Below are 25,670 nucleotides of genomic sequence, written 5' to 3'. Positions count from 1 at the left end.
CAACTTTGCCTTTGCCTTTGCCTTTGCCTTTGCCTTTGCCTTTGTCGTTCAGTCGTCTCACGAAGTCATGTTTTTCCTGCGGTGAGACACCGGCATAAAACTCGTCGATTCCCCGCTTTTCAGCCACGGCTTTGGCAGTGGGCTGAGCATCGCCTGTAAGCATCCAAAGCATGCTTCGCAGCGATGACGTCAGAAACCGGAATGGAGGGAATGGAGTGTTGCTTCGCAAGCTTAACCGCTTCCTCAAGAAACTGAGGGAGATCGTCAACGCGATGGTCGTCTCGAGGTTCTTGCATAAAAAGCGTTCCCGTAGTTTCTCTCTTTCAGCCGGGAGTTATCTTGCTCAACGCTGCCGTTTTCGGTCGGCACACAATCGACTGTTGTGGCGGCATAGGACCAATCTCCCAGCCCACTATTCGACCCGCAAACCCCCGTTAGTTTCACTTTGTCACGGAGTCAATCAACTCGTCTAAGAATTGAATCTGAGGCTCATTCGCGGCGGTTTTGCAGGCCACTATCAAGTCAGAAATCGCCGTAGTCTTTTTCTTCATTGCACAACTTCACAATTTCGCGGAGTCGGCGTTCCAGCAGAATTTCGTGAAATGGGTCGCTCGCGTCAGTCTCAAGCCACTCCACAAACTGCTTTGGAAGCCGACGGATGTAGGCCACTTGATAGCAAACTGTCGCCACCGAGACCCCCAGCCAATCGGCAGCAGCTCGCACGCTCAGCCCCTGAACCGACACCAGTCTTTCCGCTCGTCTTGCCCTCTTGAAAACTTTCCTGAGCCTTCCCTTTCACAAGCAACTTCTGTTAATCTGCTGTCGGGGTGCCCGTCGCGGAACCCCGCTTTTTCCCGATAAAAGAGCGTAATGGAAAGAAACCCGAAAAATTGCGTTGAGCGTTCTCTCGGGGAGTATCTTTGCCCAGCTACGCAACACTTTCACGCGTGAGCTGACAAAGGACACATCGGAGGTGATAGCCTGACTTCGTATAGCCTCGTCCAGTCGATTGGTGAGTTGCATTGCCTTAGTCCATCCAGCCTGAACAAACAGGTCCATCAGGGCTGCAAAAACGCGAATATTAGATCGGAAATATCCGAGATACTCAACGAGATTGAGATCGACAATGCAGACAACTCCACCAGGTACCTCCAGCTGAAATGGTTCTTCGTTCGCCCATAAACATCACGAAAGACGAAAGAAACACGATTGAATCGCTCATGCTCAAAGGCATCTCTGAACTCAAGGAGTTTCAGGTTCACAGCTCGGTCGACAGAATCGCGATTTCATGGCTTGATCGATTTCGCGAATATTCAGGCTAACTCAAGAGCACTAAAATCATCTAAATTGAAGCCGAAAACGTGGCATATATGGTGAGGAGAACTTAGCTCTTACATGTTGTGATTTACGGCATCTAAATGGTCGCCGTTTATGCGTCAAGATACTTGAGGGCCTTTAGCTTGAACGAAACAAACTGCAGCTTCGAGAATTTAGGTAAACAGAAAATTGACTGACGATCTTTCAGATATCGAGTTCGTGAGGCAAATGCTGCGACGTCCAGAGCGGCATCTCGATCGCTTGACCATCGAATTTCGATGGGAAGCGACGCGACGGCATCCGGTTTATCTTCAGCTTTGGGAAATCCAGCAATCCGCTCAGGCGATGTCGCCGCCAGCGACTTGGCACGAGGTTCGACAAATCGAAGACGTGATCAATGCGTGCAACGCGATTCGGGTCGTGTCTGAACCGGTTGATCCGGCATTGTCGTTCGAGGAACTATCAGCCTTGGAACCCAGCGAGCTTTTCCACTGCAATGCGCTGCAGCCAGTGACCGTAAAGATGATGCTGGGAGTCATCGGAAAACACCTGTCTTCCGATTCGCTTCGGAGAGTTGCCGAGACGTTCAAGAGTATTGCGGATGGCAAAGATGGCGCGCTTGACACGAACGAAGCGTTAGTTGCGTTTGCGGAGATTATCAATTCGGTGGAACCAGAAATGGAGGCGGTTGTGCCGGGACCGTTCTATGTTGTGAGCCCCGTCGCTCCACGAGAACAATGGCAAGAAGATATGGCGCGGTGCCAGAACTATTGGCGAGAGCAACTCAATCTTCAACCTAGCCGAGACCGTCCACGTGACTATCCGAACTATCTCCGGGCTTGGGATCTCAGCGAAGGATTTAGCGAAGGGCGATACCATCGTGATCGTGCTACATCATTCGTCGACGTTGGACGGGAGCTGCGTAAAGACGAGTCTACGATCAGAAGGTGGTATCACCGTGCGTTCTTCTTGATTACAGGCCATGAATTTTCAAACGAAAACTGGCACTCGGTCATGGGGTTCCAGCAGCTTTCAGGTTTCATGGGGCTGACGATCAGTCCAGTGTCCCGCGAAAGACTGAGGCGAACCAATTTACAGCAGCGCGATGTCGATTTCTCCACGGTTCAACAAGACGAGAGTTTCCTCGATACGGCGGCTGCTCCATCTTCGGTGGCCGATCTTAGGGAAATCTGCACGCGTGTCTGTCAGCTTATTAAAGATGGGCTTAGTGATACGGGAATCATCGACCGAATCGAGATTGAGTTTGGCACGCAGCAAGATATCAACGACGCTGAAATTCGCGACGCGATCAACTACCTGCGATCGCGAGACGATGTCCGCAGTCACTACTTGGGTGATCGCTGAAAAATAGCTTTCGGCTTAAGTGACGGATGGAAGAGAGTAAGGAAATCTCATTTTTCCTTGCTCACGGTCGCGGCATGAGCGGCCCCCGATTCAGAACAATCTGATTCGATGTCAAATGCAAGCAATTCAGACCGCCCGGAAGGCTGTCTATCTCCGAAAGAGTTCGCCCGACGTGCCGGGGTCAGCAAGTCGACCGTTGATCGGTATCTCAAACAAGGACTTCTTACCAAGGTGCAGCGGAGAAAAGGCTACCGCGTTTGGATTCCCGAACGCGAACTTTACTCTGCGGTGATTTGCCCTCAAACGCAAGAGTCATCGAAACTCGATGACTGTAAGCCGAGTGGTCTCCAGGAAGAGAAAGCAGCCGATCCACTGCCGGGCAAAGTTCCGGCTTGGATGAAGGGCTTGCAAAACACAAACACAGGAGGCAGTGATGCCAAGAAAGTACAAGAAGGGTGACGAGCCCGAAAAACATCAGTGCCAGTTTTTCAACTGGCCCATCTACCAGCGTAAAAGCGGTGTTTGGTATGCAGACGGCCGATCCAACGGAGCCTGCCTGAAGCGTACATCGCTTGGAAGCAAAGACCGAGATGAGGCGATTTCTAATCTGCATCGACTCGACCGCGTCCAGGCAGAGAACCTCGGACTGGTACCGCGTTCGAGGTCCGATCCGGGAAAGAAGCGATTGACTCTAACCGCTGGTCGCAAGCTTTTTGACGACCACAATGAACGTCCGATCTTGGTGGGAGGCACCAAGCCAAGTACGCGAAAACGCTACAGAGCGATCCTTGACAAGTTTCTTCAGTTCGCCTTGACGATTCGGATTTCCGAGTGGAACCAGATCACCGAACGAACCTTGTCCGAATATGCCAAGCATCTTGCCGATTTGGGTTACGCAAGAAAGACGATCTACGGAGAGCTAAATCTGCTCAAGACGGCATTCAAATGGCTTTGCAACGAAGGGCACATCGACCGAGAGCCATTGAAGTTGAAGCTTCGCAAAGCCGAATGCGAACGGGCCTATTGCTACACGAGCGAGGAGGTCAATGCAATGTTGACGCACTGTGCAGAAACCAAGCCACTCGGCTGGCTATATGGCGTCATCACCGCATTGGCATGCACCGGCCTGCGCATCGGCGAACTTGCATCGCTCAAGTGGTCAGACATTCGTTTCCATGATCGCACACTCACGATCGCAGATGAAAGCGGATTTTCGGATCAGCAAGGCAGCGACCGCCGCTCAACCAAGAGTAGTCGTAGCCGGCACATTCCGCTTCGCAACGAGTTGCATGCGTTGCTTGAGTCGTTGCCGCAAACCGAGGCGTACGTTTTTCGAGGACCAAGAGGCGGCCGTCTCAAACCAGACACAGTCCGCAACATCCTGGTCCGCGAGGTGATTGAAATACTCACCCCTCGTTTCCCGAAAAAGTTCGCCGGTCAACGAAGTTTCGCGGACGGTCGACTCCACAGTCTGCGACATTACTTTTGCAGCGTATGCGCCAATACCGGCATCCCTGAACGCATCGTCATGGAATGGCTCGGTCACGCCGACAGCGAGATGGTTCGTCACTACTACCATCTCAATGATGAAGAGTCACGCCGAAAGATGGATCAGCTGCCGCCTATTGGGGACATACCAGACGGCGAGAAAGATAACGGCGAAGACGACGACCTTGCGGCAGCGAGCTAAGGATGAAGAATCAGTGCCAAGACCACGATCTTGGCACACCTGTGGCACACAGCGGTGTGCCAAGAAAAAACACCCTCAAAAACACGGGGTTTTTGAGGGTGTTTTTGTAGAAGCGGAGGACACGGGACTCGAACCCGCAACCCGTTTCCGGGCAACTGATTTCGAATCAGCCTGCTAGCCATTCGCTTATCCTCCGGCTCTGCGATTTTGATCGCTACGCGGTATGTTCGCTTTGATCGCGGTCTGCGTCAAGTGCGGCTGACGCAGCAATTTCTATTCCGATCCAATTTTACTCGCGTGCCTCAACTGCGGTCCGAAACGACGATCCGGTCGATGTTGGACGCAGTGCGAATTCGCTGCAATTGATCGACGATTTCGGGTTCGGACATCAACATCGACTCGATCTCGGCCGCTCGAGTGTGGGCCGAAGAAACCGTCACGCTGCTACCGCCCGCTTGCCCAGGATCACTGACAGCGACTTCGACCGGTGGGTTCACACCGATTCCGGCCGCTTCGAGTCGCGAACGGATTGCGGCAGCGACTTGATCGATCATCGAACGCAGTTTTGACTCGCCGATGGGCTCGTCATCAGCCGAGCCGCTCTGCAGTACTTCGTCGAACCCGACGGCGCTAGATACGCTGCTGGCCAATTCGCCAACCATTTGGCTGGCAAAACTCGCCGCTTCGATCGCCATCCGCGCCGTGGTGATAGGTGAAGTCAATCGACTGTCTCAGTGTTTGTGTTCAGTGGTGAAGTGGAATTCTTTGAGCCATTTTTCCCACTTATGAGCATCGTCGTGCGAATTGAGCTTCAATTCGTGCCATTCAGGACAGCGATATTTGACGTCCATATGTCCGTTATGCTGATCCGTTTTGACTTCGCAACCGAGTTTTTTCAGGGTTTTGGCAATCGTATCGGCTTTTTTGGCATCGTGGATGTGCTTCGCCTTCCATTCTTTCAATTGGTAACGCACGACCTCGTTCGCAGGCGCCGTCGTGGCCGCTGCGTGCTGCGGTGGTGCCGCCGAAACAGCGGTGGGAAGCAATGTCAAAGCGATTGCGATCATGAACATTCGGAACATCTGCGATCCTATGGAAATGAGTTTTAGGGGATTGCTGTGGGAAGCAACGAACGGACTCAGCCGACCGCGCTAGCGCAAGCGGTGGGCAGCGTTTAGTAAGGAATCTGGGGCCGCCACGTCAAGGTGGTTTTGCACGAGTCGTATTTTACGACCTGTTTGGGGGTACGTCATCTCGCCAATTCGCCAATTCGCTAGCGGTGATACCCCAATGCCATCTACTTTGGCACTAAAGGGGTGGCGTTTGTAGCGGTGCGGCGCAAGCCGCCCGGTGAAAATCGAACGTTTTACTCGCTGCAACCGGGTGGCTTGCGCCTAATGCCATCTACTTTGGCAACCATTGGGGGATGCTCAAGTAGTGGGATTCGCCAGAATTCCCATCTTTGCTGTTGAAACACCAGGAACTCTGGCGATTCCCACTACGAAAGTAGATGGCATTGGGCGATAACCTGGCGGTGGGGGGGTGTGGATGCACAGGGGCTATAGATACTCGGATACAGGCAATACTAAGATTTTTCCGTCGCCGATCCGCCCGGTTCGGGTCACCGAGACGATTTTTTGCAGGATTTCTTCACAGCGAGAATCGTCGACCCACAGCGTGATTTCGACTTTGGGGACAAAGGCCTGCGAATACTCGGTCTCTTTGTATTCGTTCAAATAGCTCTTTTGGCGGCCGTAGCCCTTCACCTCCATCACGCTGAGGGCTTCCAGCGGGGCGCGACGCAGACTCGCCAGCACCTGCTCGGCGAGATGAGGACGTACCGTGGTGATGATTTGTTTCATTCGAACGCCCTGTGACGTAGCATCGCGTTTGACGACGTGTCTGCTTGCAAGCGTCCATCCTATGCCGGATTTTTCACAAGCGGTACCAGCGGATGCGAAGGAATTGCCCTAAATACAACAATTCTTTGACGAGAATTTCCCAAATCAACCTGGTACTCTGTCAGACTTCGATTTGACGGTTGAGTATAGAGCCGTTGTTCTTACTTGCGAGGTGAAACCAGCGGGGGAAATCGTGCGACAACACGTGCCGAGCCGAATGTTTTCTCATCACGAATCGATAGCCGTGGAATTCGTGCTTCCGACGTGGGACGATTGGTTACCCGTTGGTTGGCTTTGCTCCTATAATTGAGCTGAGCAGTTTGAGCAGATTGAGGAGTAGAGTGGATCCGAGCCGTGCGGCTCTGGAAATCGTAGACCAGTGACATGCTTGGAGTCTTTCGTCAATTTATGGAAAAGAAGCAATGAAAGATGCAACCAAATGGGGCGAGACGATTTCCGCTTGCGTTGCCCTGCGGCGAGGCATCGTGCCTTTTCTATTGACTGGGGTCTTGGCCCTCGCGTCAGTGGTGGTCGCGGCGTCAACGGTCACTCTCACTTCAACGGTGGCCCTGGCAGCCGATCCGAAAGACGACGCGCCGGAGTCCAAACCTAATCGGGTCAAAGTGGGGTACGTGATCGACATGCCGGCCACTTTGACGGCCGACGGCACTGCATCGATTTTGGCTCAGCTGAATCGATTGGCAGAATCGTCGACCGATCAGTCTCGAGTGACCGTTGTGATTCGCTACGCTGCTGGCGATGACAAGGACGGCCAAGCGTCGTCTGGGGAAACCGGGTTTGAGGACGCGCTGCGTTTAGCCCGAGCGATGACGGGACCCGACCTGCGCCGCGTGCGTGTGGTTTCATGGATCCAGGGACCCGTCGAAGGCCATTTAGTGTTGCCGATTTTGGCGTCGGATCTGTTGATCGTTTCGAATTCGGGCGTGATCGCCGACGCGACAAAGAATGAAACCAGTTCCGACGAAACGATTGAGGTCAGCTATCGATCGATCGCCGCTCGTCGAGGTTTGTTCCCGCCCGAAGTGGTCAGTGCCTTGGTGGATCCTGGGATTGCACTGGCACGCGTCACCAAGGTCGATGGCAGCGAAGTGTTCGCTGCAGGCGAAGCATTAACTGAATTGCGGGCTGGGGGGGAAATCACCAGCGAAACCATTTGGGCCACTGCGGAAAGTCCGCTGCGAATCGATGCCAATCAACTCCGCACCTCACGAATTGCAGCGGGGATTGTCAACCGCGATGACCAGGCAGCCGAGTTACTCGATCTCGCAGCAATCAATCCGCTTGACGCGAAACAGACGCTTGGCGATCCGGTCGGCGTGTTGTTGGAAATGGTTGGCTCCATTAATTCAGGGCGATCACGCCGGTGGCAAAGCAATTTAACGGCAACGCTCGAGTCGGGTGAGATCAACACATGGGTGGTCGCGATCGATTCGCCCGGCGGAAGTCTAAGCCAAAGTGCGACGTTGGCCGCTTGGTTCGCTCAACCCGATCCTCCGCTGCAGACCGTAGCTGGATACGTGCAAGGGGAAGCTCGCGGTGACGCGTCGCTAATCGCGATTGCATGTCGACCGATGTACATGAACCCTAATGCCAAACTTGGCGGTCCTGGTGCCGAAGCGATCGATGCGGGGATGGTGATTCGCCACGATGAATTAATCGAGCAGATCGCCCGCGCGACCAAACGGCCTGCGGCTTTGATCCGTGGATTGTTGGACCCGAATCTCGAAGTCTATCGCTACACCAATCGAAAGACAGGGCGGATTCGTTACGCCACTGAATCGGATTTGATCGAAGGGGCGGCCGACGTGGATGCCGAACGTGATCGATGGCAACGCGGTGAACGAATCGAATTGGCTGCGGGTTTGACGTCCTCGCAAGCGATCGCGTTGGGGTTAGCCGATGGCGAATCGGCGTCGGTCGATGATGTTTCGCGCCGCGTCGGGTTGAGCGGTACGCCGCCACCGGTGACGGATCGCAAGATGGTGCGGTTCGTCGAAAAGCTCGGCCGCAGTCACGCCTTGGCGTTCCTGTTGTTATTCATCGGATTCGCGGCGCTGTCGACCGAAGCCAATGCGCCTGGTTTGGGCATACCGGGGTTCATCGCGGTGATCTGTTTCGCGATGTATTTTTGGATCAAATTTTTGGCTGGGACTGCCGAGTGGCTCGAGCTGTTAGCATTTTCACTCGGATTGATCTGTATCGCCATCGAAGTCTTCGTGGTGCCGGGGTTTGGCGTGTTTGGGATTGGCGGTATCGGATTGACGGTCCTGGGGATCGTGTTGATGAGCCAAACGTTCATCGTGCCGCGAAACGTGTATCAATTGCAAGTGTTGACGCAAAGCATCTGGACGGCGTTGTTTGCCGGGTTCGGTTTGATCGGTGGCTTTATTGCGTTTCGGATGTTGATGCCGCACGTACCGCTGCTCGGCGGATTGACGATGGAACCGCCCGATACCGCGGCCGTAAACGAAGCGGAAAAACTGGCCGATTACACTCATTTGCAAGGCCAAGTGGGAACCGCCACGACACCGCTTCGTCCGGCGGGAAAGGCGAGATTTGGCGACCAAATTGTGCAGGTGGTCAGCGATGGGACTCCGATTGCATCCGGCGATCCGGTGCGAGTGTTCGAGATCCATGGAACGCGGATCGTGGTTGAGGCGGTAGAGAATTAATGCCGCTTTACTACGCCTACGGACTGCTTTTGCTGTTCTACATTCTGTTGGTTTTGGAGTTCATGATTCCGACCGGCGGATTGGTCGGGATCGCTGCGGTGGTGACAATCATTTCCGCATTGGCGGTTGCGTTTGCTCATAGTGTGACCGCAGGGATCACGTTGTTGATCATCGTCGCGCTGACGACGCCATTGATCTTTATCGCCGTGATTCGTGTCTGGCCACATACGCCGATCGGTCGCCGAATTCTAAATCGGCGACCTGGCGAAATGAACGAAGGGCGTGCCAAGCGGAAACTTGCCAACGGCACGTCGCTTGACGAAATGGTGGGACACATTGGAATTGCAAAAACCAATCTGCTGCCAAGCGGATTGGTCAAAGTGGATGACGTCCGCTTGGACGCCGTCAGTTTGGGGATGCCGATTGACGCGGGCCAATCGATCATTGTGACCAAGGTCGAAGCGGGAAAAGTCTACGTTCGCCCAATCAGTGAAGCCGAGCGAGCGGCGGCCGAGCGGGCGGTGGCCACGTCGGCTGAATCCACTGAACCACCAGTGTCACCGCCGTCGCTTGAAAATCCGCCCGAATCGTTCGATTTTGATACGCTGGATCTTGATTCGAGTCCCAATTGAGTGGATCCGCGATTGGTTCGGGCTCCAATGGATGAGGCGTCCGGCGGCATTGCTATAGTTGACATTGGCCTCGCGGAGCGGGACATTAGGGGGCAGTGATGCCTCCTTGATCGAACTGCTTTGACACCGCAAGTGTTTTAGCCTGAGCTTGCCTCCCCTTTGGAACTGCACCCGATGTTAAAACTTGCCCTTCTTGCTCAAGAGTTGCCCAGCGCGACCGTGCCGATTTTGATCGGTGCGTTGGTTCTGTTCGCTGGGATGATGGTGCTGTTATTCGTGTTCGCAAGCTACTTTGGTTTGTGGATTCAATCGCAACTGACCGGTGCGAACATCTCGATCTTTAATCTGTTGGGGATGACGTTCCGAAAGGTGAACGCTCGCAGCATCGTACGCAGCAAGATCATGGCGACTCAGGCAGGGTTGGAAGATCCTGAGATCACCGGCGAAGCGCTCGAAGCACACTACTTGGCTGGCGGGAATGTCCAGCAAGTGATCCGAGCTCTGATCGCGGCCAAAAAGGCGAAGACGATCTCGTTAACCTTTCGCGAAGCCACGGCGATCGACTTGGCCGGCCGTGATGTTTTGGAATCGGTGCAAACCAGTGTGTATCCGAAAGTTATCGATTGCCCGCCGCGTGGGGCCGTAAAACCATCGTTGGATGCTGTCGCCAAAGACGGGATCCAATTGAAAGTCAAGGCACGTGTGACCGTGCGTGCAAACTTGCAGCAATTGATCGGTGGTGCAACCGAAGAAACGATCATCGCTCGCGTCGGCGAAGGGATCGTCAGCGCAATCGGTAGTGCGACGAATCACAAAGCGGTGCTGGAAAATCCAGACGTGATCAGTAAAGCGGTGCTTGCCAAACGACTTGATTCGCAAACCGCGTTTGAAATCGTTTCGATCGACATCGCGGATATCGACGTTGGCGCCAACATCGGAGCTCGATTGCAGGCCGATCAAGCCGAAGCAGACACGCAGGTCGCACGAGCTCGTGCCGAAGGAAAACGGGCATCCGCGGTCGCCGAAGAACAAGAGATGCAGGCAAAGATCGAAGAGAGCCGTGCGTCATTGGTCTTGGCACAAGCCTCGGTGCCCGAAGCGATGGCCGAAGCGTTCCGCAGCGGGAATTTGCATATCTTGGATTACTACAAACTGCAGAACGTTAGTGCGGATACCGAAATGCGAAAGGCGATCGCAGGAACCGGTCGTCATGTGGTCGAAACCAATTATGGTAAAGACTAGTGATGGTAGAATCGCTGACGTAATCAGACGTTTCATCGGGAACGGCCGTTCGTAAAAAAACGGACGAAAAACGCGGACGTGTCGCGACCCGAGAAAATCAAAACCAAAGAAACTATCATGGCTGGTGATCTCGAAGACTTTCTGCGTCGTGCCGCCCAGCGTCGTCAAGCAAACGCGGGCAATCCACCGGCAGCGGCGCGTCCTGCCGCGGCTCAACCTGCGGTCCCCGAACAGCGTAAACGGCCTCAATATAGTAACCATCGCACCGAGCGAATGATCCGCGAGGTCGAGGAAGAAATTTATGTCGCCGAAGTCGTCGAGGACGAACCGAGTCCTTGGCAAGAGCGACAGCGGAAGATTGAGGAAGCGAAGCGTGCGGCGGCCGAAGCCGAATCGATGGCCGCAAAAGCGATGGACAAGGTCAAGAAGAGCGGCGCTCAGGCCTCTCATCCATTGGACGGCGGGCCACAAATGACCGGCAATGTCGCAGCCGATCTGATTCGCTTGCTGCACAGCCCCCAAGGCGTTCAACAGGCAGTGCTGCTCCGCGAGATCCTCGATCGTCCCATCGACCGCTGGTAAACCAGCCCCGTCACCTATTCCTCGTGTTATGCAGTGTTTTCATAACCCGACGCGTAAGTTTTGAAGTTGCGCTGTTCTTTATGTTCCGCGCAAAAGCCCCAGCCTTTTGCCTCGCCCGGTCCAACGGGCCGGGTTAATCGATTCATCCGAACCGAAGGGCCCATCCGAAGTTTCTCTCCCCTTTCCCCGCGAATCGCCTCTTTAGAAAATCGCAACTTCAGAAATGACGCATTCGGGTCACGTAAATTGCTTCACAGCGTTGGGCAAAGCGACTAATGCTAGGAAAGACGCCTGCCTGGCTGCTTAATAAGCCGAATGGCTTGCGGGTGGACGGCTCCCCCGTTTGATTCGCGTCACGCTTGAATCGGTGCTCGCGTCATTTTCTAAATTCACGCCTCTCTTGCGTGAATTTGCGCCGCGTTCTGCGGTTAAGAACCCACGCCATGATTCCGCGCTCGCGTTGATCATGTGTCTCGTGCCGGTGTTTTGGCTCGCGATTTGCCTACCTACCACAATGCTGTGTTTGCGGGATCTCTGCTGCGGCGTGTTTTGGTTCTCCTGTTTCGCTCCCTTTTCGATCGAGTTCCCATGGATGTACGCGACAAGCTCGCGATTCTTGCCGACGCTGCCAAATACGATGCCTCCTGCGCCAGCAGCGGTGCGAAGAGCACTCGCGCCGGTAGCGAGATTGGCAGTACCGAGGGGATGGGGATCTGCCACAGCTACACCCCGGATGGTCGCTGTATTTCGCTGCTGAAAATCTTGCTGACCAATTTTTGCATTTACGATTGTCAGTACTGTGTCAATCGCGTTTCCAGCGATACGCCACGAGCCCGTTTTACGGTCGAAGAAGTCGTGTCATTGACGATGGAGTTCTATAAACGCAACTACATCGAAGGTTTGTTTCTGAGTTCGGGGATCATTCAAAATTCAGACTACACGATGGAGCAGTTGATTGCGGTTGCCAAAACGCTCCGCACCGAAAAACACTACGGCGGCTACATTCATTTGAAGACGATTCCCAACGCATCGGCGGCGTTGATCGAAGAGGCGGGGAAGTGGGCGGACCGCTTAAGTGTGAACATCGAACTGCCAACCGAAGGAGATCTTTACCAGTTGGCGCCTGAAAAGAAGAAGCCTCAGATCGTCAGTGCGATGCATGGCATTCGTGACAAGATCGACGAAACGAAACAAGAGCAAGCATCGGGTTTCAAGCCGCCTTCGTTTGCGCCCGCCGGACAAAGCACGCAGATGATTGTCGGGGCAACCGAGACGCCGGATTTAGAAGTGCTGAAAACAGCATCGGAATTGTACACCGGGCAAAAATTGCGAAGGGTCTATTATTCGGCGTACAGTCCGATTCCGCATGCCGACGCCCGGCTGCCAGGGCAATCGCCACCGTTGATTCGTGAACATCGACTGTACCAAGCGGATTGGTTGATGCGGTTTTATGGATTCGAGGCAAACGAGATCGTGGCCGAAAAGGACCACAACTTGTTGCTTGACATCGATCCCAAATTGGCTTGGGCGCTGGCAAATCGACATTTCTTTCCCGTCGATGTGAATCGGGCCAGCCAGGAAGAGTTGTTGCGAATTCCAGGGATTGGGGTTCGCAACGTCCAACGGATTTTGAACCTGCGGCGGCACAAGAATCTTCGCACCGCCGATCTGCGGAAGTTGCGAGTTGCTTGGAATCGAGCCAAGGTGTTTGTGTTGACCGCCGATCACAATCCGGGCGTTGCTGATTTGGACAAGCTAAACCTGGGGAAACAGGTCGCTCCGAAGTCGCAACAACTGATGTTATTTGATGCAGCAAGCTCGGCAGTGACCGGCGAGGTGTAGGGGGCGATGACTTTTTTCTTGAATGTGGAAACGTTCACGCAGTGGCGTGATCAAGCACGTGCATTGTTGGTCAGTGGCGTCACTCCTTCGGAGATTCACTTTTCGAGCGACGCCGACCAACCGAACCTGTTCGAAACGGCGGCGCCGTCAAAACTTAAATCGAACTCGAGTTCGGTCGCGCCCACGGTGCCACCCGCGTTCCTCGAAATTGCTAAGCACGTTGCATGTCATCGCGACGCGGGGCGGTGGGAGCTGTTGTACCGTACGCTGTGGCGATTGACGCATGGCGAGCGGCATCTGCTGGAAATTTCCACCGATGACGACGTGTTTGCGCTGAACCAGATGAAAAAGGCGGTCACTCGCGACGTGCATAAGATGAAAGCGTTTGTGCGGTTTCGCAAGGTGGTTGCGGAATCGGTTTCGCGAGACAATCAGCAGCACCAGCAGCAGGCGGAAACGCAGACGAATTACATCGCCTGGCATCGCCCGGACCACCGCATCGTCACGTTGGCGGCTCCATTTTTCTCGCGTCGCTTCAAGGCGATGAATTGGACGATCTTGACACCCGACGAATCGGTTTCGTGGGACCAACGCGAACTAAAATATGGCCCCGGGGTTCCCGTCAACGAGGCACCCGGCGCGGATTCGCTCGAGGACCTTTGGAAGACCTATTACGCTTCGATCTTCAATCCGGCGCGTGTGAAGGTCGCGATGATGAAACGCGAGATGCCGGTGCGGCATTGGCCGACGCTACCCGAAACCGAATTGATTCCTGAACTGCTTCAGCAAGCTTCCTCGCGTGTCGCAGAGATGATCGCCAACAACGAAGGGTTTGCTGAAACCGCGACGCACTACATGCCCAGCGACCGGTCGCTGCCGTCACTTCGAGCGGCGGCAACCCACTGCCAAGCCTGCGATTTGCACCAATGTGCAACTCAGATGGTGTTTGGCGAGGGCTCGCCATCGGCACGAATCGTCATCGTTGGGGAACAGCCAGGGGATCGCGAAGATATCGAAGGACGCCCCTTCGTCGGTCCAGCCGGTCAATTGTTGGACGATGCATTGCGCGGATTGGAGATTGATCGCGAGGACGTTTATATCACCAATGTGGTCAAGCACTTTAAATTCACCGAGCGAGGAAAACAGCGTCTGCACAAAAAGCCAAACTCGCGAGAAATTTTTGCCTGCAGACCATGGTTGGAAGCCGAAATCGCCACGATTCGTCCCGACACCATCCTTTGTCTTGGCGCGACGCCAGCATCCGCGTTGTTTGGTCGTGATTTTCGAGTCACGAAGCAACGTGGCGAAGTGATGGCCACCGATTGGTGCAAACGAACGATCGCGACGTGGCATCCGGCAGCCATTCTGCGTATGCCCAACCTCGACCGACGCAACCAAATGCATCAGCAATTCGTCAGCGATCTGGCTTTGGCGCTGGATCGATAGACCGCAACCAGAACCATCGATCGTTGACGCGACCGACGAGAAAACAATGAACGATTTACTGCAAACCACACCGAGAGGGCTGTATTGTGCGTTGGGCGATTTTTACGTCGATCCGCACCAAGCTGTCGACCGCGCCGTGGTTACCCATGCGCACACCGATCATGCCCGCTGGGGCTGCCGTCGTTATTTGGCCGCCCAACAAAGCGAGCATCTATTGAGGATGCGAATGAATGACGATGCTGAGTTTCAATTTCTGCCCTACGGTGAATCAATCAAGATCCGAGGCGTGCACGTCAGCTTTCATCCCGCGGGTCACATGCTCGGTTCAGCCCAAGTACGGCTCGAGCACCGAGGAAAGGTGGCTGTCGTGACGGGCGATTACAAATTGGGATCCGATCCGACTTGCGAACCTTGGCAACCCATCCGGTGTGATCTGTTGGTTACCGAGTCGACGTTCGGTTTACCCGTCTATCGTTGGGACCCCGAACAAACGACGATGGCGTCGATCAACCAGTGGTGGCGCGACACTGAGGCCGAAGGGAGATGTTGTGTGCTGTATGGCTATGCGGTTGGAAAGAGTCAGCGGTTGATTGCAGGACTCGATCCAACCATCGGACCGATCTACACACATGGGGCTGTCGAAAAGGGAACCGAGGCGTATCGGAAAACCGGTGTCTCGTTGCCACCGACCACCTACGTCGGCGCGGTCGAGGGAAAACACGATTACAGCGGTGGCATGGTCGTGGCGGTGCCGAGTGCTCATGGGACACCGTGGATGCGTCGCTTCGGTCGCGTTCGTACCGCGATGGCGAGCGGATGGATGGCGGTACGCGGAGCCCGCCGGCGGCGATCGGTCGACCGTGGGTTTGTGGTCAGCGATCATGTCGATTGGCCATCACTGTTACAGGCCGTTCAGTTGTGCGATCCCGAGATGGTTTGGGTTACGCACGGCTATACCGCCGCGGTGGCTCGGTATTTGCAAGAAAACGGTCGAGATGCCCGCGTGATTGATTCGCGTGGTCGAGGTGAATCCGACGAAGACGCATCGCCGGCGGACGTCGACGACGGCTCGGCGTTGAACGCGGACAAGGGAACCGCGGACCAGGGAACCGCGGACCAGGGAACCGCGGACCAGGGCAACGTTGACCAGGGAAACGTGGACCAGAGAGACGAGTCATGATTCGCTTCGCAGCCCTCTTTACCGCTTTGGACTCGACAACCAAAACCAACGAGAAAATCGCCGCGATGGCTGGCTATTTTGCTGCTGCCACCGCGGCCGATGCCGCTTGGGCTACGTACTTTTTGTCTGGCAACAAGCCGCGTCAATTGGTGCCGACGAAACGGTTACGGTTATGGGCGTCCGAAGAAGCCAATATTCCGCTGTGGTTGTTCGAGGAATCGTATCATGCGGTGGGCGATTTGGCCGAATCACTCGCCCTTGTCGTTCCGCCAGGCGAATTGGTCGATGATTTGTCGCTCTCCGAGTGGATGGAAACTCGATTGTTGCCTCTTCGATCGATGGACGAAACTCAACAGCGTGAAGCGATCACGAAGATTTGGCGTGAATCGACTCCCGCGATGCGGTTCGTAATCATGAAGCTGGTCACGGGAGCGTTTCGAGTGGGAGTCAGCAAGCGGTTGGTGACGCGGGCGATTGCGATGCAGTCGGGAATCTCGGCAGACGTGGTGTCGCATCGATTGATGGGCAATTGGAAACCGACCGCGGCCTTCTTTCAAAAGCTTGTCGATCCCGACGTCCAGGACACCATCGCAAGCCAACCCTATCCGTTCTGTTTGGCTCATCCGATCGATATCCACGAAGGGCCCGAGCCATTAGGTGACTCAGGCGATTACGTAGCCGAGTGGAAATGGGACGGCATCCGTGGCCAAGTGATTCGTCGCAGCGACCAGACGTTTATTTGGTCGCGTGGCGAGGAGTTGATGGAAAATCGCTGGCCCGAAATCGAATCGGCAGCCGCATGCCTGCCCAACGGCACGGTGATTGATGGCGAAATATTAGCGGCGACGGCGGAGGGGCAAGTGTTGCCGTTCGCTCAATTGCAGCGCCGGATTGCGAGAAAAACGGTGGGCAAGAAGTTGCTTTCGGAAGTTCCCGTTGTGTTTCACGCCTTTGATTTGCTTGAACACGACGGAAACGACATCCGCGACCGCCCGTTTATAGAGCGGCGATCTGCATTGGAGGATGTACTGCGAGAGATTAAGCATCCGAGTTTATGCGTCACGAGCATGATCGAGGCGCAGTCATGGGATGATTGGGCCACGATTCGCGAAGACAGTCGCGATCAAAATGCCGAAGGTTTGATGCTGAAACGCAAGGACGGCAAATACGACGTTGGTCGCGTGCGAGGAACGTGGTGGAAGTGGAAGGTCGCGCCCTATACGATCGATGCCGTGCTGCTGTACGCGCAAAAAGGACACGGGAAACGGGCCAGTTTGTACACCGACTATACGTTTGCGTTATGGGACGGCGGGACGTTGGTGCCCTTTGCCAAGGCGTACAGTGGATTGGATGACAAAGAGATTCGGCAAGTCGATCATTTTGTTCGGCGTAATACCAATGAATCATTTGGCCCCGTACGCAGCGTGACCCCGACGTTGGTGATGGAGTTGGCGTTTGAAGGACTGCAGCGATCACCGCGACACAAAAGTGGAATCGCAACCCGGTTTCCGCGAATTGTTCGTTGGCGTCACGACAAGAAACCCGAAGACGCGAACCAACTAAGCGAACTGTTAGCCCTCTTACCCAACTGATTCTCCCGTCGCGAACGTCGCGGAGACTTTCGTTTTTTCCAGTCGTATTTCGGGGGAATCTGGATGACGGTCTGGATGCCTCTCCCCCATTTTCACTTGTCATGCTTCAACCTCGACCGAAATCCGAAACGCCTTTGCAATCGGTGGAACGCTATTTTGCGTCCATCGGCTGGAAACCGTTTCGTTTCCAGCGATCGGTGTGGCGGGCGTACGCAAATGGGGCGAGTGGGTTAGTTCATTCGGCAACCGGAACCGGAAAAACGTTGGCGGTTTGGATGGGGCCGATCCTGAAGTGGATCAAAGACAACCCTGATCGCACGAAATGGAACCCGAAACGTCCGCCTCCGGTGCGAGTGCTATGGATCACTCCGCTGCGAGCCCTGGCGGGTGATACCGAGGCCTCGCTGCGTGCTCCGATCGACGGACTCGGATTGCCGTGGCTGCTCGAATCACGTACCGGCGATAGCAAGGCAAGTGCCAAAGCGAGACAGAACAAACGATTGCCTACGTCGCTGGTGACAACGCCCGAGAGTTTGTCATTGATGCTGACGCATGAACGTCTGCTCGAGCAGTTGTCGGGTTTAGAAGCGGTGATTGTCGACGAATGGCACGAGTTGCTGGGAACAAAACGAGGTATCCAAACCGAGTTGGGATTAGCACGTCTGCGGAAACTGAATCCGCAACTTCGTACCTGGGGTGTGTCCGCAACGCTTGGGAATTTAGACGAAGCCCGTGAGTCTTTGCTGGGAGTCGAACCGGTCGGCGAGGCTCGAGTGATCCAAGGCTATACAAAAAAACGCCTGAAACTCGAGTCTTTGATCCCCGCCAACATGGAACGGTTCCCTTGGACGGGGCACATTGGGACCAAGATGGTGCCTCAAGTCGCGGAGTTGATTGCCAAGGTGAAGAGCGTCCTGGTGTTTGCCAACACTCGTTCGCAAACCGAGATCTGGTATCAACATCTACTGAAACAGCGGCCGGATTGGGCCGGTGAAATTGCCCTGCACCATGGATCGCTTGATACCAACGTTCGCCGCTGGGTCGAGAATGGATTGCGCGATGGATCACTGCGAGCGGTTGTCTGCACCAGCAGTTTGGATCTCGGCGTCGATTTCACAGCGGTCGATCTCGTCATTCAAATCGGCAGTCCCAAGGGTGCCGCTCGACTGCTGCAGCGTGCCGGTCGCAGCGGACATCAACCCGATGCCGAGAGTCGCTTGGCATTCGTGCCCACCAATGCGATCGAATTGATCGAACTTGCTGCAGCGCAAGACGCCATTCGTAAAGGGCATCTCGAAGCGCGGCCGCTATTGCGAAAACCACTCGATGTGTTATCTCAGCACGTTGTGACGATCGCAATCGGAGGCGGATTTGCGTCGGATGATTTGTTGCAAGAGGTACGCACCACACATGCCTATCAATCGCTTACTGATCACGAGTGGCAATGGGTACTCGATTTTGTTGTGCGTGGCGGCAAGTCGCTTGAGGCCTATCCCGATTTCCACCGCGTCAATCTGCATAGCGGCCGCTATATTGTCGAGGATCGGCGGCGGATCACGGCACATCGCATGAATATCGGCACGATTGTTTCCGACGCGTCGATGAAGGTTAAATTCTTGAAAGGCAAAACGCTGGGGACGGCCGAAGAGCATTTTTTGTCGAAACTAAATCCGGGAGATCGTTTTCTGTTTGCGGGTCGTTTGGTGTCGTTGGTTCGAGTCCGAGATAACGTAGCCTATGTCCGCCGGGCCACGGGGGAACCCGATTCCGTGCCCCGCTGGATGGGCGGGCGTATGCCATTGTCCAGTGAACTGAGTGCCGAACTGCGATTGAAAATCGAGCAGGCAGCAGACGGGAAATTCGTAGGTCGCGAGATGAAGGCGCTGCGACGTTTATTCGAGATCCAAAGCCGCTGGAGCGCGCTGCCGCGAAGCGACCAATTGTTGATCGAGCGAATTGAAACGCGTGGCGGTCACCAGTTGTTTCTGTTCCCGTTCGAAGGACGGTTGGTCCACGAAGGCTTGTCCGCTCTGCTGGCGTATCGAATATCACGGTTCCAAAAGACGACCTTCACCATGGCGTGTAATGATCATGGGATCGTGTTGCAGTCGCCGCACCGAATCGATATTCATGATGCGATCGCACAAAAGATTTTTTCAGCCGACGATCTCGTCAGTGACATTCTCAATAGCATGAATTCGACCGAGATGGCGAAACGTCAATTCCGGCAAATCGCTCGTGTAGCCGGTCTGATCCAACAGGGATTCCCTGGACGCGGCAAAAGTACAAGTCATATCCAAGCAAGCAGCAATTTATTCTTCGATGTGTTTAGCCAATACGATCCCGACAATTTGTTGTTAGAGCAAAGTCGTCGCGAAGTGCTTGAGTTTCAACTTGAATCGTCTCGTATGTTTGACGCACTTGACCGGATCGAGCGGAGTCAAATTGTGGTCACCGAGCCACGCAAAGTCACGCCGCTATCGTTTTCGTTGTTGGTCGATAAGTTGCGAGACCGTGTCAGCAGCGAAACGTTGGCGGAGCGGATTCGGCGGTTGCAGTCGCAATTAGAAAAAGAGGCCGACAAGGAGAATTAGGCGATGGTGCAAACCATGGATGTGGAGATCGAGGGAATCGAGTTGCAATTGCAAGCTGACCGAACGATGTTTTGGCCTCAGCAGCAGACTTTGTTTGTGGCGGATACGCATTTTGGCAAGGCAGCAACGTTCCGCCGCCACGGAATTCCGGTCCCCAGCGGCAGCACGGCGGGGACTTTGGAGAAAATTGAAACTCGTCTGCGTGAAACTCAGGCGAATCAGCTAATCATCCTCGGCGACATGTTTCATGCCCGATCCTCACTTTCGCCAAAAGTGTGTGGGTTGCTCAAATCCTTCTTTGCTAGACATGAACATGTCCAGTTCACGCTGGTGCGGGGAAACCACGACGCGCAAGTCGGGCAATTGCCGTCGTCGTGGCCGATCGAGGTGGTCGAGCCCGGTGTGCAGATCGAATCGGTCGCATTAGGGCATCATCCGGCACCCGTTCCCCGCGGCGCATCGTTGTTGTTGTGTGGTCATCTGCACCCTGCGGTTCGCTTTGCCGTTGGCGGCGAGGACTTTGGCAAACTCCCCTGTTTTTGGCTGTCCAATCGCTGTTTCGTGTTGCCAGCGATTGGTGAGTTCACCGGTACGCATCCGATTCGGCCGCAACGCGATGACCAAACTTGGATGATCCTCGACGACGCGACGCCAAGTGGCAGTACCGAAACGATGTTGATGCATCAACGCTATCGATGAAACTCAGTGGCGGTATGCGGCACGGCGGTATGCAGTTTGCGTGTTTGGGGCGCTGAACGAGATTCATCGCTTCAGCGTCGTAGGCGAGTGGTGATGCAGTGACCAAGAAAACAATACGCGGATCTGATGGGATATTGGAAACAAACCTTTTCTGAATTTTCGGCGGATCGTTGCACAACGCTCGCCGCTGCGTTGGCTTACTTCACGGCGTTTGCGTTACCGCCGTTACTGTATTTGTTGCTGACGATTTTGACATTCGGAATGTCGCTTGCCTACGACTCCGAACAGGCCAAGGCCGAGGCACAACAGGTCTTAACGACCCAGACGGCTCAGTTAATCGGAAACCAATCGATCAATGAAGAGATTTCTGCGATTCTGAAAAACAATGACGAAACCTCAGGCAAATGGTGGAAGTCGTTGCTTAGTTTTGCGGGAATCGTACTCGGTGCGACCGGCGTGGTGGCAGCGCTGCAAGATGCGATGAATCAGGTGTGGGCGGTCCGCCCGAATCCAGACAAATCGGGTATCAAAGTGATGCTTCGCAAACGTCTGCTTTCGTTTGGGATGATTCTAGGGTTGGGAATTCTACTGCTCGCATCGCTGATCGTTTCCACGGTCGTGACGGCGGCCGGTGAGCGTTTGACAGAATGGATCGGGATCCGATTGGGATTGGTCAGCGGACTCAGTTATCTGGTTCAAGCGTTGGTGGTCATGATCGTGTTCGCAGCGATCTTCAAATGGATGCCGGATGCAAAAACGGAGTGGCGAGAGGTGATCGTAGGTGCATTCATCAGCACGGTATTGTTTCTGGTCGGTCGCTATGCACTGGATTGGTACTTTTCGTTCGCCACGCCGGGGGCCCAACTGAGTTCCGCCGCGGCTTCGATCGCGGTACTGTTGGTGTGGGTGTATTACACGTCGATGATTGTGTTGTTCGGAGCCGAGTGCGTTCAGGTTTATGCGATGCGTTACGGCAAAGGGGTTCGCCCCGAACACCACGCAGTGCATGTCGTCGAAACGATCGAGCGAAGCTGATTTCCTGATCCCGAAGACGCGTCCAAACGCAGGGGCAGGTTGCTCGTAATTTAGCCTGCTCTGAATTTGGCCTGCTCGGTGGCCAATCACCTTGCGCGTTCGGCGAGCATGCCATTTGCTTTCTCAGCGGTGTGCCGCGGACGGTGGAGCTTCCGATGGCGAATCGGCACATGATTCGCTGAATTGGTAGGAAACCCCACCACGATTGTTATTCAAAGGAAATGCAAAATGTTGATACCCATTATTGGTTGGATGATCTCAGGATTGATCATCGGTTTGATCGCGCGTGCTCTTGTTCCGGGACGTCAGGCGATTGGATTGTTGCGAACGATGTTGCTGGGAATCGTCGGCTCGTTTGTTGGTGGTTTCGCTGGTTATTTGATTATGGGCGGCGAACCGCTACAAGCCTCGGGATGGATCGGCTCGATTGTCGGCGCGGTCGTCTTGTTGGTGCTGTTTTCAAGAGGCGATCGTGAGACCGCCTAAAGCGGCATTTACGTCCAATGCCACGGCAATCATGCTTGTCAATCGTTCCCCCGCAACGTTTCTCTCTAGACGCTACGTTCACTCATTGGGAAATTTGAAAATGGATATTCCTCAAATACATTCGGAAGCCGACGGCGCCATCGGAACGATGGGGCAAATCCATTTAGCTGCTGGAAAGCAAGTGGCGATGCGTCAATGGCGCGAGGATCCTGGACAATACTCAGAATCGCATTGTCGTGACTACGAGACCGTCGGCTTTTTGCTAACAGGCGTTATCGAGATCGAGTTGGACGGCGGAAAAGCCACGATCGAAGCCGGCGATTCTTGGCTCGTCCCCGAAGGAGCACCTCATCGCTATCGGATCGTCGAACCGATCGTGGCGATTGAAGCCACCAGTCCGCCCGCCTGTTTTGGCGACCGTGATGAAATGGACAGCATCACACACAAGCAGCACACCAGTTGATGCATTCAGCTTATGCATCAGTGAGAAGCGATTCGCTTCATTTCGTCGTCAGTAAGCACGCGGTCAAAAAATGCGACTTCGTCGAGCCGCCCTTCCCAATTGGAATCGTTGTCGCTTCGTCCTCCGACAAAAATCTGCTCAAGCCCAGGATGGGGTGGTGCCGCCGATTCGCTCTGCACTTCCGCGGTTTCGCTTCCGTTCAGGTAGACTCGCACGTTCGAGCCCTCGCGAACAAGTACAAGATGATTCCATGTCCAGCGTGGGATCACGGTACTGCCAACCAGCGATTCGTCGCTCGTTCCCTGTTTGAAAACCAGTCGCCCGGCATTCTCGCCGCTGCCGACAACACCCAAATGTTCGCCGAATTGAGTCGTGCTGTGGGCATGGTCGCGTGAAAACAGCCAACCCGAGATCTCTCGTGCATCGGCGGGCATCCCGTTCCAAAACCACATCGACACGCTGTAACCGTGTGGCGTGCCGCCGATTCCCGATCGCAACCGACCGCCTGCGAAATGGGCACAACGATTGGGTTCGTCGATCGCCGTCAATGCCGCCGATGCAGGGCCTTCTAAAAAGAACACGACGCCCGGTTCATAGATTGCATCGCGATGGTTCGCCGAGCTGTCGCGAGCAATCGGAGCTTCCATGTCGTCCAGACGCCAATAGGCAAACGGTTTGGCGTCAAGTGTTGCTTGACATGCGGGGCCATTTGGCTGACCGAGCGGACGTCGCGGTTTTCCTGAGACCTTTTCGATCAGTCGCATCGCTGTCGCCACGATCTTGGGTTCCGCCTGGACTTCGAGTCCTGCCGAACGGGCTGCCCACGTGTTGTAGCCGCCAAGCGGATGTTGTTCCGCTGGCGGAATGTAACCATCGGCACCGTTGGCAAGTTCAATCACCATCGTTTTTTCAAACGGACTTTGCTGTTTCAGCTTCAACCCCGACAGAGCGTAGGTTTCGTTGGGGGTGGTGGCGATTGCAATGTCGCCGATTCGCATCGCTTGTACGACCACTTCGGTCGATTGCAAATCGTGTAGCAAGACTTGTTCGCGAGCGTAGACCTCCGTGGTGGTCTTTGGTAACTCGCCCTCGAGTGTTTCGACAATTTGCTGAGCCCATTGAAGCCGCTGTTGATCGGGGACGCGGTAGTTCAAACGGAACCGAGATTCTGCCATCTCGATCGTATCGGCGTCGTCGTACTCGATTGCATCGAGTGTTTCGGTAGCGATGTTTAGTAGTGCATCGGTGTAGCTTTGGATCGTGCTGTATTGACTTGGCTCGGCCGCGGCGTAGTCACGTCGCCAAATATCACCGCTGCATCCGTGGGACATCGTGGCCACGACGTTCTTGGCGTCGGGATATTTTTGTGTGATATAGTTTTGCATGCCGTTGCAGTACAGTCCGTAGTAGTCGGCGCTGATCGGCGGAGAGTCGCCAAAGTAATGCATCGAGAAATTCGATAGCACGGCGATAGGAACGCCGGCGTGGGATTCAAACGCGATCATCGACAACTCAGGATCTTCGGGACCGGACTCGCCCGTCACGTCATCGGGATTGCGTGCCGCGTGCATATTGGCTCGCACGGTGGGGTTGCCAAAGGGATCGTTGTCGATCCTGTCGGGACGCCGAATCCAACGTCTCAAGGCTGTGAATTCTGCTGCCTCGGCCGACCCCCAACCGACTCGGGCGGGTTGCAGATTGGCTTCCGCGGCAACGATCGATTCGACAATCCGCTCTCGCAATAACGGGATATAGGTCAAATCAGCATCGGTCCCCAACGCTCCGAACGCCGACGGCGCGGTGTGGGTATGCGTGGCCGAGATCATGATATGATCCGGCTTCAATTTAGTGCGTTTGGCAGCACGGTTTTTGGCATCGTCCAACAACACTTTGGGCACCATACAGCTATCAACGACAACCAACGCGATCGATTCGCTGCCGTCGCTGACGACGATCGCTCGCGAGCTAACCGGCGTTTTAATTTGCTTTGCGGTTTTCGATGTCATCCCTCCGTTGACCAATACCGGAAACTCAATCGGCGAGACGTCGACAATGGCGGCTCCGACCTGCAATTCTGCCATGGCGGCCGAATTCGATAGACAACTCAATGCGGTAGCAAACGTGACAGCTAAACAGAATCGGTTCATCGAAACACCGGATGGGTAGGTAGGGCGGGGGGAAAGGTAGGCGTAAGACTTGGATTGCCGGTGGGGGCGGATGACCATTCTAGTGGATCGAGAAACACGAGGGGGCGATCCCCATACCGTGGAACACGAAAATCTCCGCCCGCTCACCTTTCCACATCGAGGTCGGTTTGTCAAAACAGAGATCTGAAGGGGCGAATCGATGAATTCCGATCGTCTAGTGGGGAAGGACTTAACGTGATCGCCGGCGTTACGCTGGCAGTTGCTCGCCTTCTCTTCCGTCCATCGCCCTTGATTCGATCCCAGTCACGCGTGAGCCCCATTTAAGCCGGTCCTGATGAGCCATTTCTCTTACGAACTTTTACATCGCGATTCTGAAACGGGCGCCCGCCGCGGTGTTTTTTCAACGCCGCACGGGACCGTCCAAACGCCCGGATTTATGCCTGTGGGGACACAAGGCACCGTGAAAGGGGTCACGATTGATCAAGTTGCGGCCACCGGGGCTGAAATGATTCTGGGCAATACGTACCATTTGGCGCTCCGGCCCGGGCACGAAACGGTGCGTCGTTTAGGAGGACTGCATGGGATGACGCTGTGGGAAGGCCCGATTCTGACCGATAGCGGTGGCTTCCAAATCTTCAGCCTTGAATCGATTCGCGAAATCAACGAACAACAGGCGACCTTTCGCAGCCACATCGACGGATCGATTGTGCAACTGACTCCCGAACACAGTATCGAAATCCAAGAGTCACTCGGCAGCGACGTTG

The 25,670-nt window shown here is 54.8% G+C and carries 21 protein-coding genes and 1 tRNA gene; 17 read left to right on the top strand and 5 right to left on the bottom strand.

Going from position 1 to position 25,670, the window contains the following annotated elements:
• Nucleotides 1-1,545: 1,545 nt before the first annotated feature.
• The 3 genes from RMSM_RS31520 (at nucleotide 1,546) to RMSM_RS31510 (ending at nucleotide 4,372) form a co-directional block, all read left to right on the top strand.
• Nucleotides 1,546-2,682, top strand: a complete 1,137-nt coding sequence (locus tag RMSM_RS31520; RefSeq protein WP_008707135.1) for a hypothetical protein — start codon at nucleotides 1,546-1,548, stop codon at nucleotides 2,680-2,682.
• 108 nt (nucleotides 2,683-2,790) lie between these two features.
• Nucleotides 2,791-3,141, top strand: a complete 351-nt coding sequence (locus RMSM_RS31515; RefSeq protein WP_040770530.1) for a MerR family transcriptional regulator — start codon at nucleotides 2,791-2,793, stop codon at nucleotides 3,139-3,141.
• Nucleotides 3,116-4,372, top strand: coding sequence for a tyrosine-type recombinase/integrase (locus RMSM_RS31510; RefSeq protein ID WP_008707131.1), 1,257 nt, complete (start codon nucleotides 3,116-3,118; stop codon nucleotides 4,370-4,372). The genes RMSM_RS31515 and RMSM_RS31510 overlap by 26 nt, the downstream gene beginning before the upstream one ends.
• A gap of 113 nt (nucleotides 4,373-4,485) precedes the next feature.
• Here the strand turns inward: RMSM_RS31510 and RMSM_RS31505 are convergent.
• The 4 genes from RMSM_RS31505 to RMSM_RS31490 form a co-directional block, all read right to left on the bottom strand.
• Nucleotides 4,486-4,567 (bottom strand) — tRNA-Ser (locus tag RMSM_RS31505).
• A 107-nt stretch (nucleotides 4,568-4,674) separates the two neighbouring features.
• Entirely contained in the window at nucleotides 4,675-5,094 is a 420-nt protein-coding gene (locus RMSM_RS31500; protein ID WP_144058098.1) for a hypothetical protein, read from the bottom strand.
• Between the two features lie 9 nt (nucleotides 5,095-5,103).
• Nucleotides 5,104-5,454 carry a hypothetical protein gene (locus tag RMSM_RS31495; protein ID WP_008707127.1) on the bottom strand — a complete coding sequence of 117 codons (351 nt, stop codon included), beginning with the start codon at nucleotides 5,452-5,454 and terminating at the stop codon, nucleotides 5,104-5,106.
• 477 nt (nucleotides 5,455-5,931) lie between these two features.
• Nucleotides 5,932-6,234 (bottom strand): P-II family nitrogen regulator, encoded by a 303-nt coding sequence (locus RMSM_RS31490; protein ID WP_008707122.1) that lies wholly within the window; start codon nucleotides 6,232-6,234, stop codon nucleotides 5,932-5,934.
• A gap of 461 nt (nucleotides 6,235-6,695) precedes the next feature.
• Between RMSM_RS31490 and RMSM_RS31480 the strand changes: the two genes are divergently transcribed.
• From RMSM_RS31480 to RMSM_RS31420, 13 genes are all read left to right on the top strand, one after another.
• Nucleotides 6,696-8,966 carry an NfeD family protein gene (locus tag RMSM_RS31480; protein WP_008707118.1) on the top strand — a complete coding sequence of 757 codons (2,271 nt, stop codon included), beginning with the start codon at nucleotides 6,696-6,698 and terminating at the stop codon, nucleotides 8,964-8,966.
• Nucleotides 8,966-9,598: an NfeD family protein gene (locus RMSM_RS31475; protein ID WP_008707116.1), complete on the top strand. Its 633-nt coding sequence runs from the start codon at nucleotides 8,966-8,968 to the stop codon at nucleotides 9,596-9,598. Before RMSM_RS31480 ends, RMSM_RS31475 begins: the two co-directional genes overlap by 1 nt.
• A 174-nt stretch (nucleotides 9,599-9,772) precedes the next feature.
• Nucleotides 9,773-10,840: a flotillin-like protein FloA gene (floA, locus tag RMSM_RS31470; RefSeq protein WP_040770526.1), complete on the top strand. Its 1,068-nt coding sequence runs from the start codon at nucleotides 9,773-9,775 to the stop codon at nucleotides 10,838-10,840.
• Between the two features lie 117 nt (nucleotides 10,841-10,957).
• Nucleotides 10,958-11,422, top strand: coding sequence for a hypothetical protein (locus tag RMSM_RS31465; protein WP_144058097.1), 465 nt, complete (start codon nucleotides 10,958-10,960; stop codon nucleotides 11,420-11,422).
• 588 nt (nucleotides 11,423-12,010) lie between these two features.
• Nucleotides 12,011-13,264: a putative DNA modification/repair radical SAM protein gene (locus tag RMSM_RS31460; protein ID WP_040770539.1), complete on the top strand. Its 1,254-nt coding sequence runs from the start codon at nucleotides 12,011-12,013 to the stop codon at nucleotides 13,262-13,264.
• 6 nt (nucleotides 13,265-13,270) lie between these two features.
• Complete coding sequence (locus tag RMSM_RS31455; protein ID WP_008707107.1) at nucleotides 13,271-14,710, top strand: UdgX family uracil-DNA binding protein; 1,440 nt, start codon at nucleotides 13,271-13,273, stop codon at nucleotides 14,708-14,710.
• 46 nt (nucleotides 14,711-14,756) lie between these two features.
• Nucleotides 14,757-15,890: a ligase-associated DNA damage response exonuclease gene (locus RMSM_RS31450; protein WP_008707105.1), complete on the top strand. Its 1,134-nt coding sequence runs from the start codon at nucleotides 14,757-14,759 to the stop codon at nucleotides 15,888-15,890.
• Entirely contained in the window at nucleotides 15,887-17,482 is a 1,596-nt protein-coding gene (locus tag RMSM_RS31445) for an ATP-dependent DNA ligase (protein WP_008707103.1), read from the top strand. The genes RMSM_RS31450 and RMSM_RS31445 overlap by 4 nt, the downstream gene beginning before the upstream one ends.
• 101 nt (nucleotides 17,483-17,583) lie before the next feature.
• Nucleotides 17,584-20,076, top strand: a complete 2,493-nt coding sequence (locus tag RMSM_RS31440; protein ID WP_008707101.1) for a ligase-associated DNA damage response DEXH box helicase — start codon at nucleotides 17,584-17,586, stop codon at nucleotides 20,074-20,076.
• Nucleotides 20,077-20,079: 3 nt separating this feature from the next.
• Complete coding sequence (gene pdeM / locus RMSM_RS31435) at nucleotides 20,080-20,775, top strand: ligase-associated DNA damage response endonuclease PdeM (protein ID WP_008707099.1); 696 nt, start codon at nucleotides 20,080-20,082, stop codon at nucleotides 20,773-20,775.
• 126 nt (nucleotides 20,776-20,901) lie between these two features.
• A complete protein-coding gene (locus RMSM_RS31430) occupies nucleotides 20,902-21,810 on the top strand; it encodes a YihY/virulence factor BrkB family protein (RefSeq protein ID WP_008707097.1) in 909 nt (302 codons plus the stop codon).
• Between the two features lie 228 nt (nucleotides 21,811-22,038).
• Complete coding sequence (locus RMSM_RS31425) at nucleotides 22,039-22,296, top strand: GlsB/YeaQ/YmgE family stress response membrane protein (protein ID WP_040770524.1); 258 nt, start codon at nucleotides 22,039-22,041, stop codon at nucleotides 22,294-22,296.
• A gap of 100 nt (nucleotides 22,297-22,396) precedes the next feature.
• Nucleotides 22,397-22,759: a cupin domain-containing protein gene (locus RMSM_RS31420; protein WP_052031902.1), complete on the top strand. Its 363-nt coding sequence runs from the start codon at nucleotides 22,397-22,399 to the stop codon at nucleotides 22,757-22,759.
• 17 nt (nucleotides 22,760-22,776) lie between these two features.
• Here the strand turns inward: RMSM_RS31420 and RMSM_RS31415 are convergent, their stop codons facing one another.
• Entirely contained in the window at nucleotides 22,777-24,906 is a 2,130-nt protein-coding gene (locus tag RMSM_RS31415) for a neutral/alkaline non-lysosomal ceramidase N-terminal domain-containing protein (RefSeq protein WP_008707092.1), read from the bottom strand.
• A gap of 334 nt (nucleotides 24,907-25,240) precedes the next feature.
• Between RMSM_RS31415 and RMSM_RS31410 the strand changes: the two genes are divergently transcribed.
• Nucleotides 25,241-25,670, top strand: a 430-nt coding sequence (locus RMSM_RS31410; RefSeq protein ID WP_008707090.1) for a tRNA-ribosyltransferase family protein, incomplete at its 3' end; no start/stop codon positions are given.

Source organism: Rhodopirellula maiorica SM1 (assembly GCF_000346295.1).
In the GTDB taxonomy this organism is placed as follows: domain Bacteria; phylum Planctomycetota; class Planctomycetia; order Pirellulales; family Pirellulaceae; genus Novipirellula; species Novipirellula maiorica.
Note: the sequence above shows the minus strand (reverse complement) of the source record. Positions and strands in the feature narration are given on the sequence as shown.

Coding starts and splice junctions, on each gene's coding strand:
- RMSM_RS31455 (WP_008707107.1), top strand. CDS start 13,271: ATGACTTTTTTCTTGAATGTGGAAACGTTCACGCAGTGGCGTGATCAA.
- RMSM_RS31495 (WP_008707127.1), bottom strand. CDS start 5,454: ATGTTCCGAATGTTCATGATCGCAATCGCTTTGACATTGCTTCCCACC.
- RMSM_RS31450 (WP_008707105.1), top strand. CDS start 14,757: ATGAACGATTTACTGCAAACCACACCGAGAGGGCTGTATTGTGCGTTG.
- RMSM_RS31430 (WP_008707097.1), top strand. CDS start 20,902: ATGGGATATTGGAAACAAACCTTTTCTGAATTTTCGGCGGATCGTTGC.
- RMSM_RS31445 (WP_008707103.1), top strand. CDS start 15,887: ATGATTCGCTTCGCAGCCCTCTTTACCGCTTTGGACTCGACAACCAAA.
- RMSM_RS31415 (WP_008707092.1), bottom strand. CDS start 24,906: ATGAACCGATTCTGTTTAGCTGTCACGTTTGCTACCGCATTGAGTTGT.
- RMSM_RS31425 (WP_040770524.1), top strand. CDS start 22,039: ATGTTGATACCCATTATTGGTTGGATGATCTCAGGATTGATCATCGGT.
- RMSM_RS31465 (WP_144058097.1), top strand. CDS start 10,958: ATGGCTGGTGATCTCGAAGACTTTCTGCGTCGTGCCGCCCAGCGTCGT.
- RMSM_RS31475 (WP_008707116.1), top strand. CDS start 8,966: ATGCCGCTTTACTACGCCTACGGACTGCTTTTGCTGTTCTACATTCTG.
- RMSM_RS31440 (WP_008707101.1), top strand. CDS start 17,584: ATGCTTCAACCTCGACCGAAATCCGAAACGCCTTTGCAATCGGTGGAA.
- RMSM_RS31480 (WP_008707118.1), top strand. CDS start 6,696: ATGAAAGATGCAACCAAATGGGGCGAGACGATTTCCGCTTGCGTTGCC.
- RMSM_RS31460 (WP_040770539.1), top strand. CDS start 12,011: ATGGATGTACGCGACAAGCTCGCGATTCTTGCCGACGCTGCCAAATAC.
- RMSM_RS31515 (WP_040770530.1), top strand. CDS start 2,791: ATGTCAAATGCAAGCAATTCAGACCGCCCGGAAGGCTGTCTATCTCCG.
- RMSM_RS31510 (WP_008707131.1), top strand. CDS start 3,116: ATGCCAAGAAAGTACAAGAAGGGTGACGAGCCCGAAAAACATCAGTGC.
- RMSM_RS31420 (WP_052031902.1), top strand. CDS start 22,397: ATGGATATTCCTCAAATACATTCGGAAGCCGACGGCGCCATCGGAACG.
- RMSM_RS31520 (WP_008707135.1), top strand. CDS start 1,546: ATGCTGCGACGTCCAGAGCGGCATCTCGATCGCTTGACCATCGAATTT.
- pdeM (WP_008707099.1), top strand. CDS start 20,080: ATGGTGCAAACCATGGATGTGGAGATCGAGGGAATCGAGTTGCAATTG.
- floA (WP_040770526.1), top strand. CDS start 9,773: ATGTTAAAACTTGCCCTTCTTGCTCAAGAGTTGCCCAGCGCGACCGTG.
- RMSM_RS31490 (WP_008707122.1), bottom strand. CDS start 6,234: ATGAAACAAATCATCACCACGGTACGTCCTCATCTCGCCGAGCAGGTG.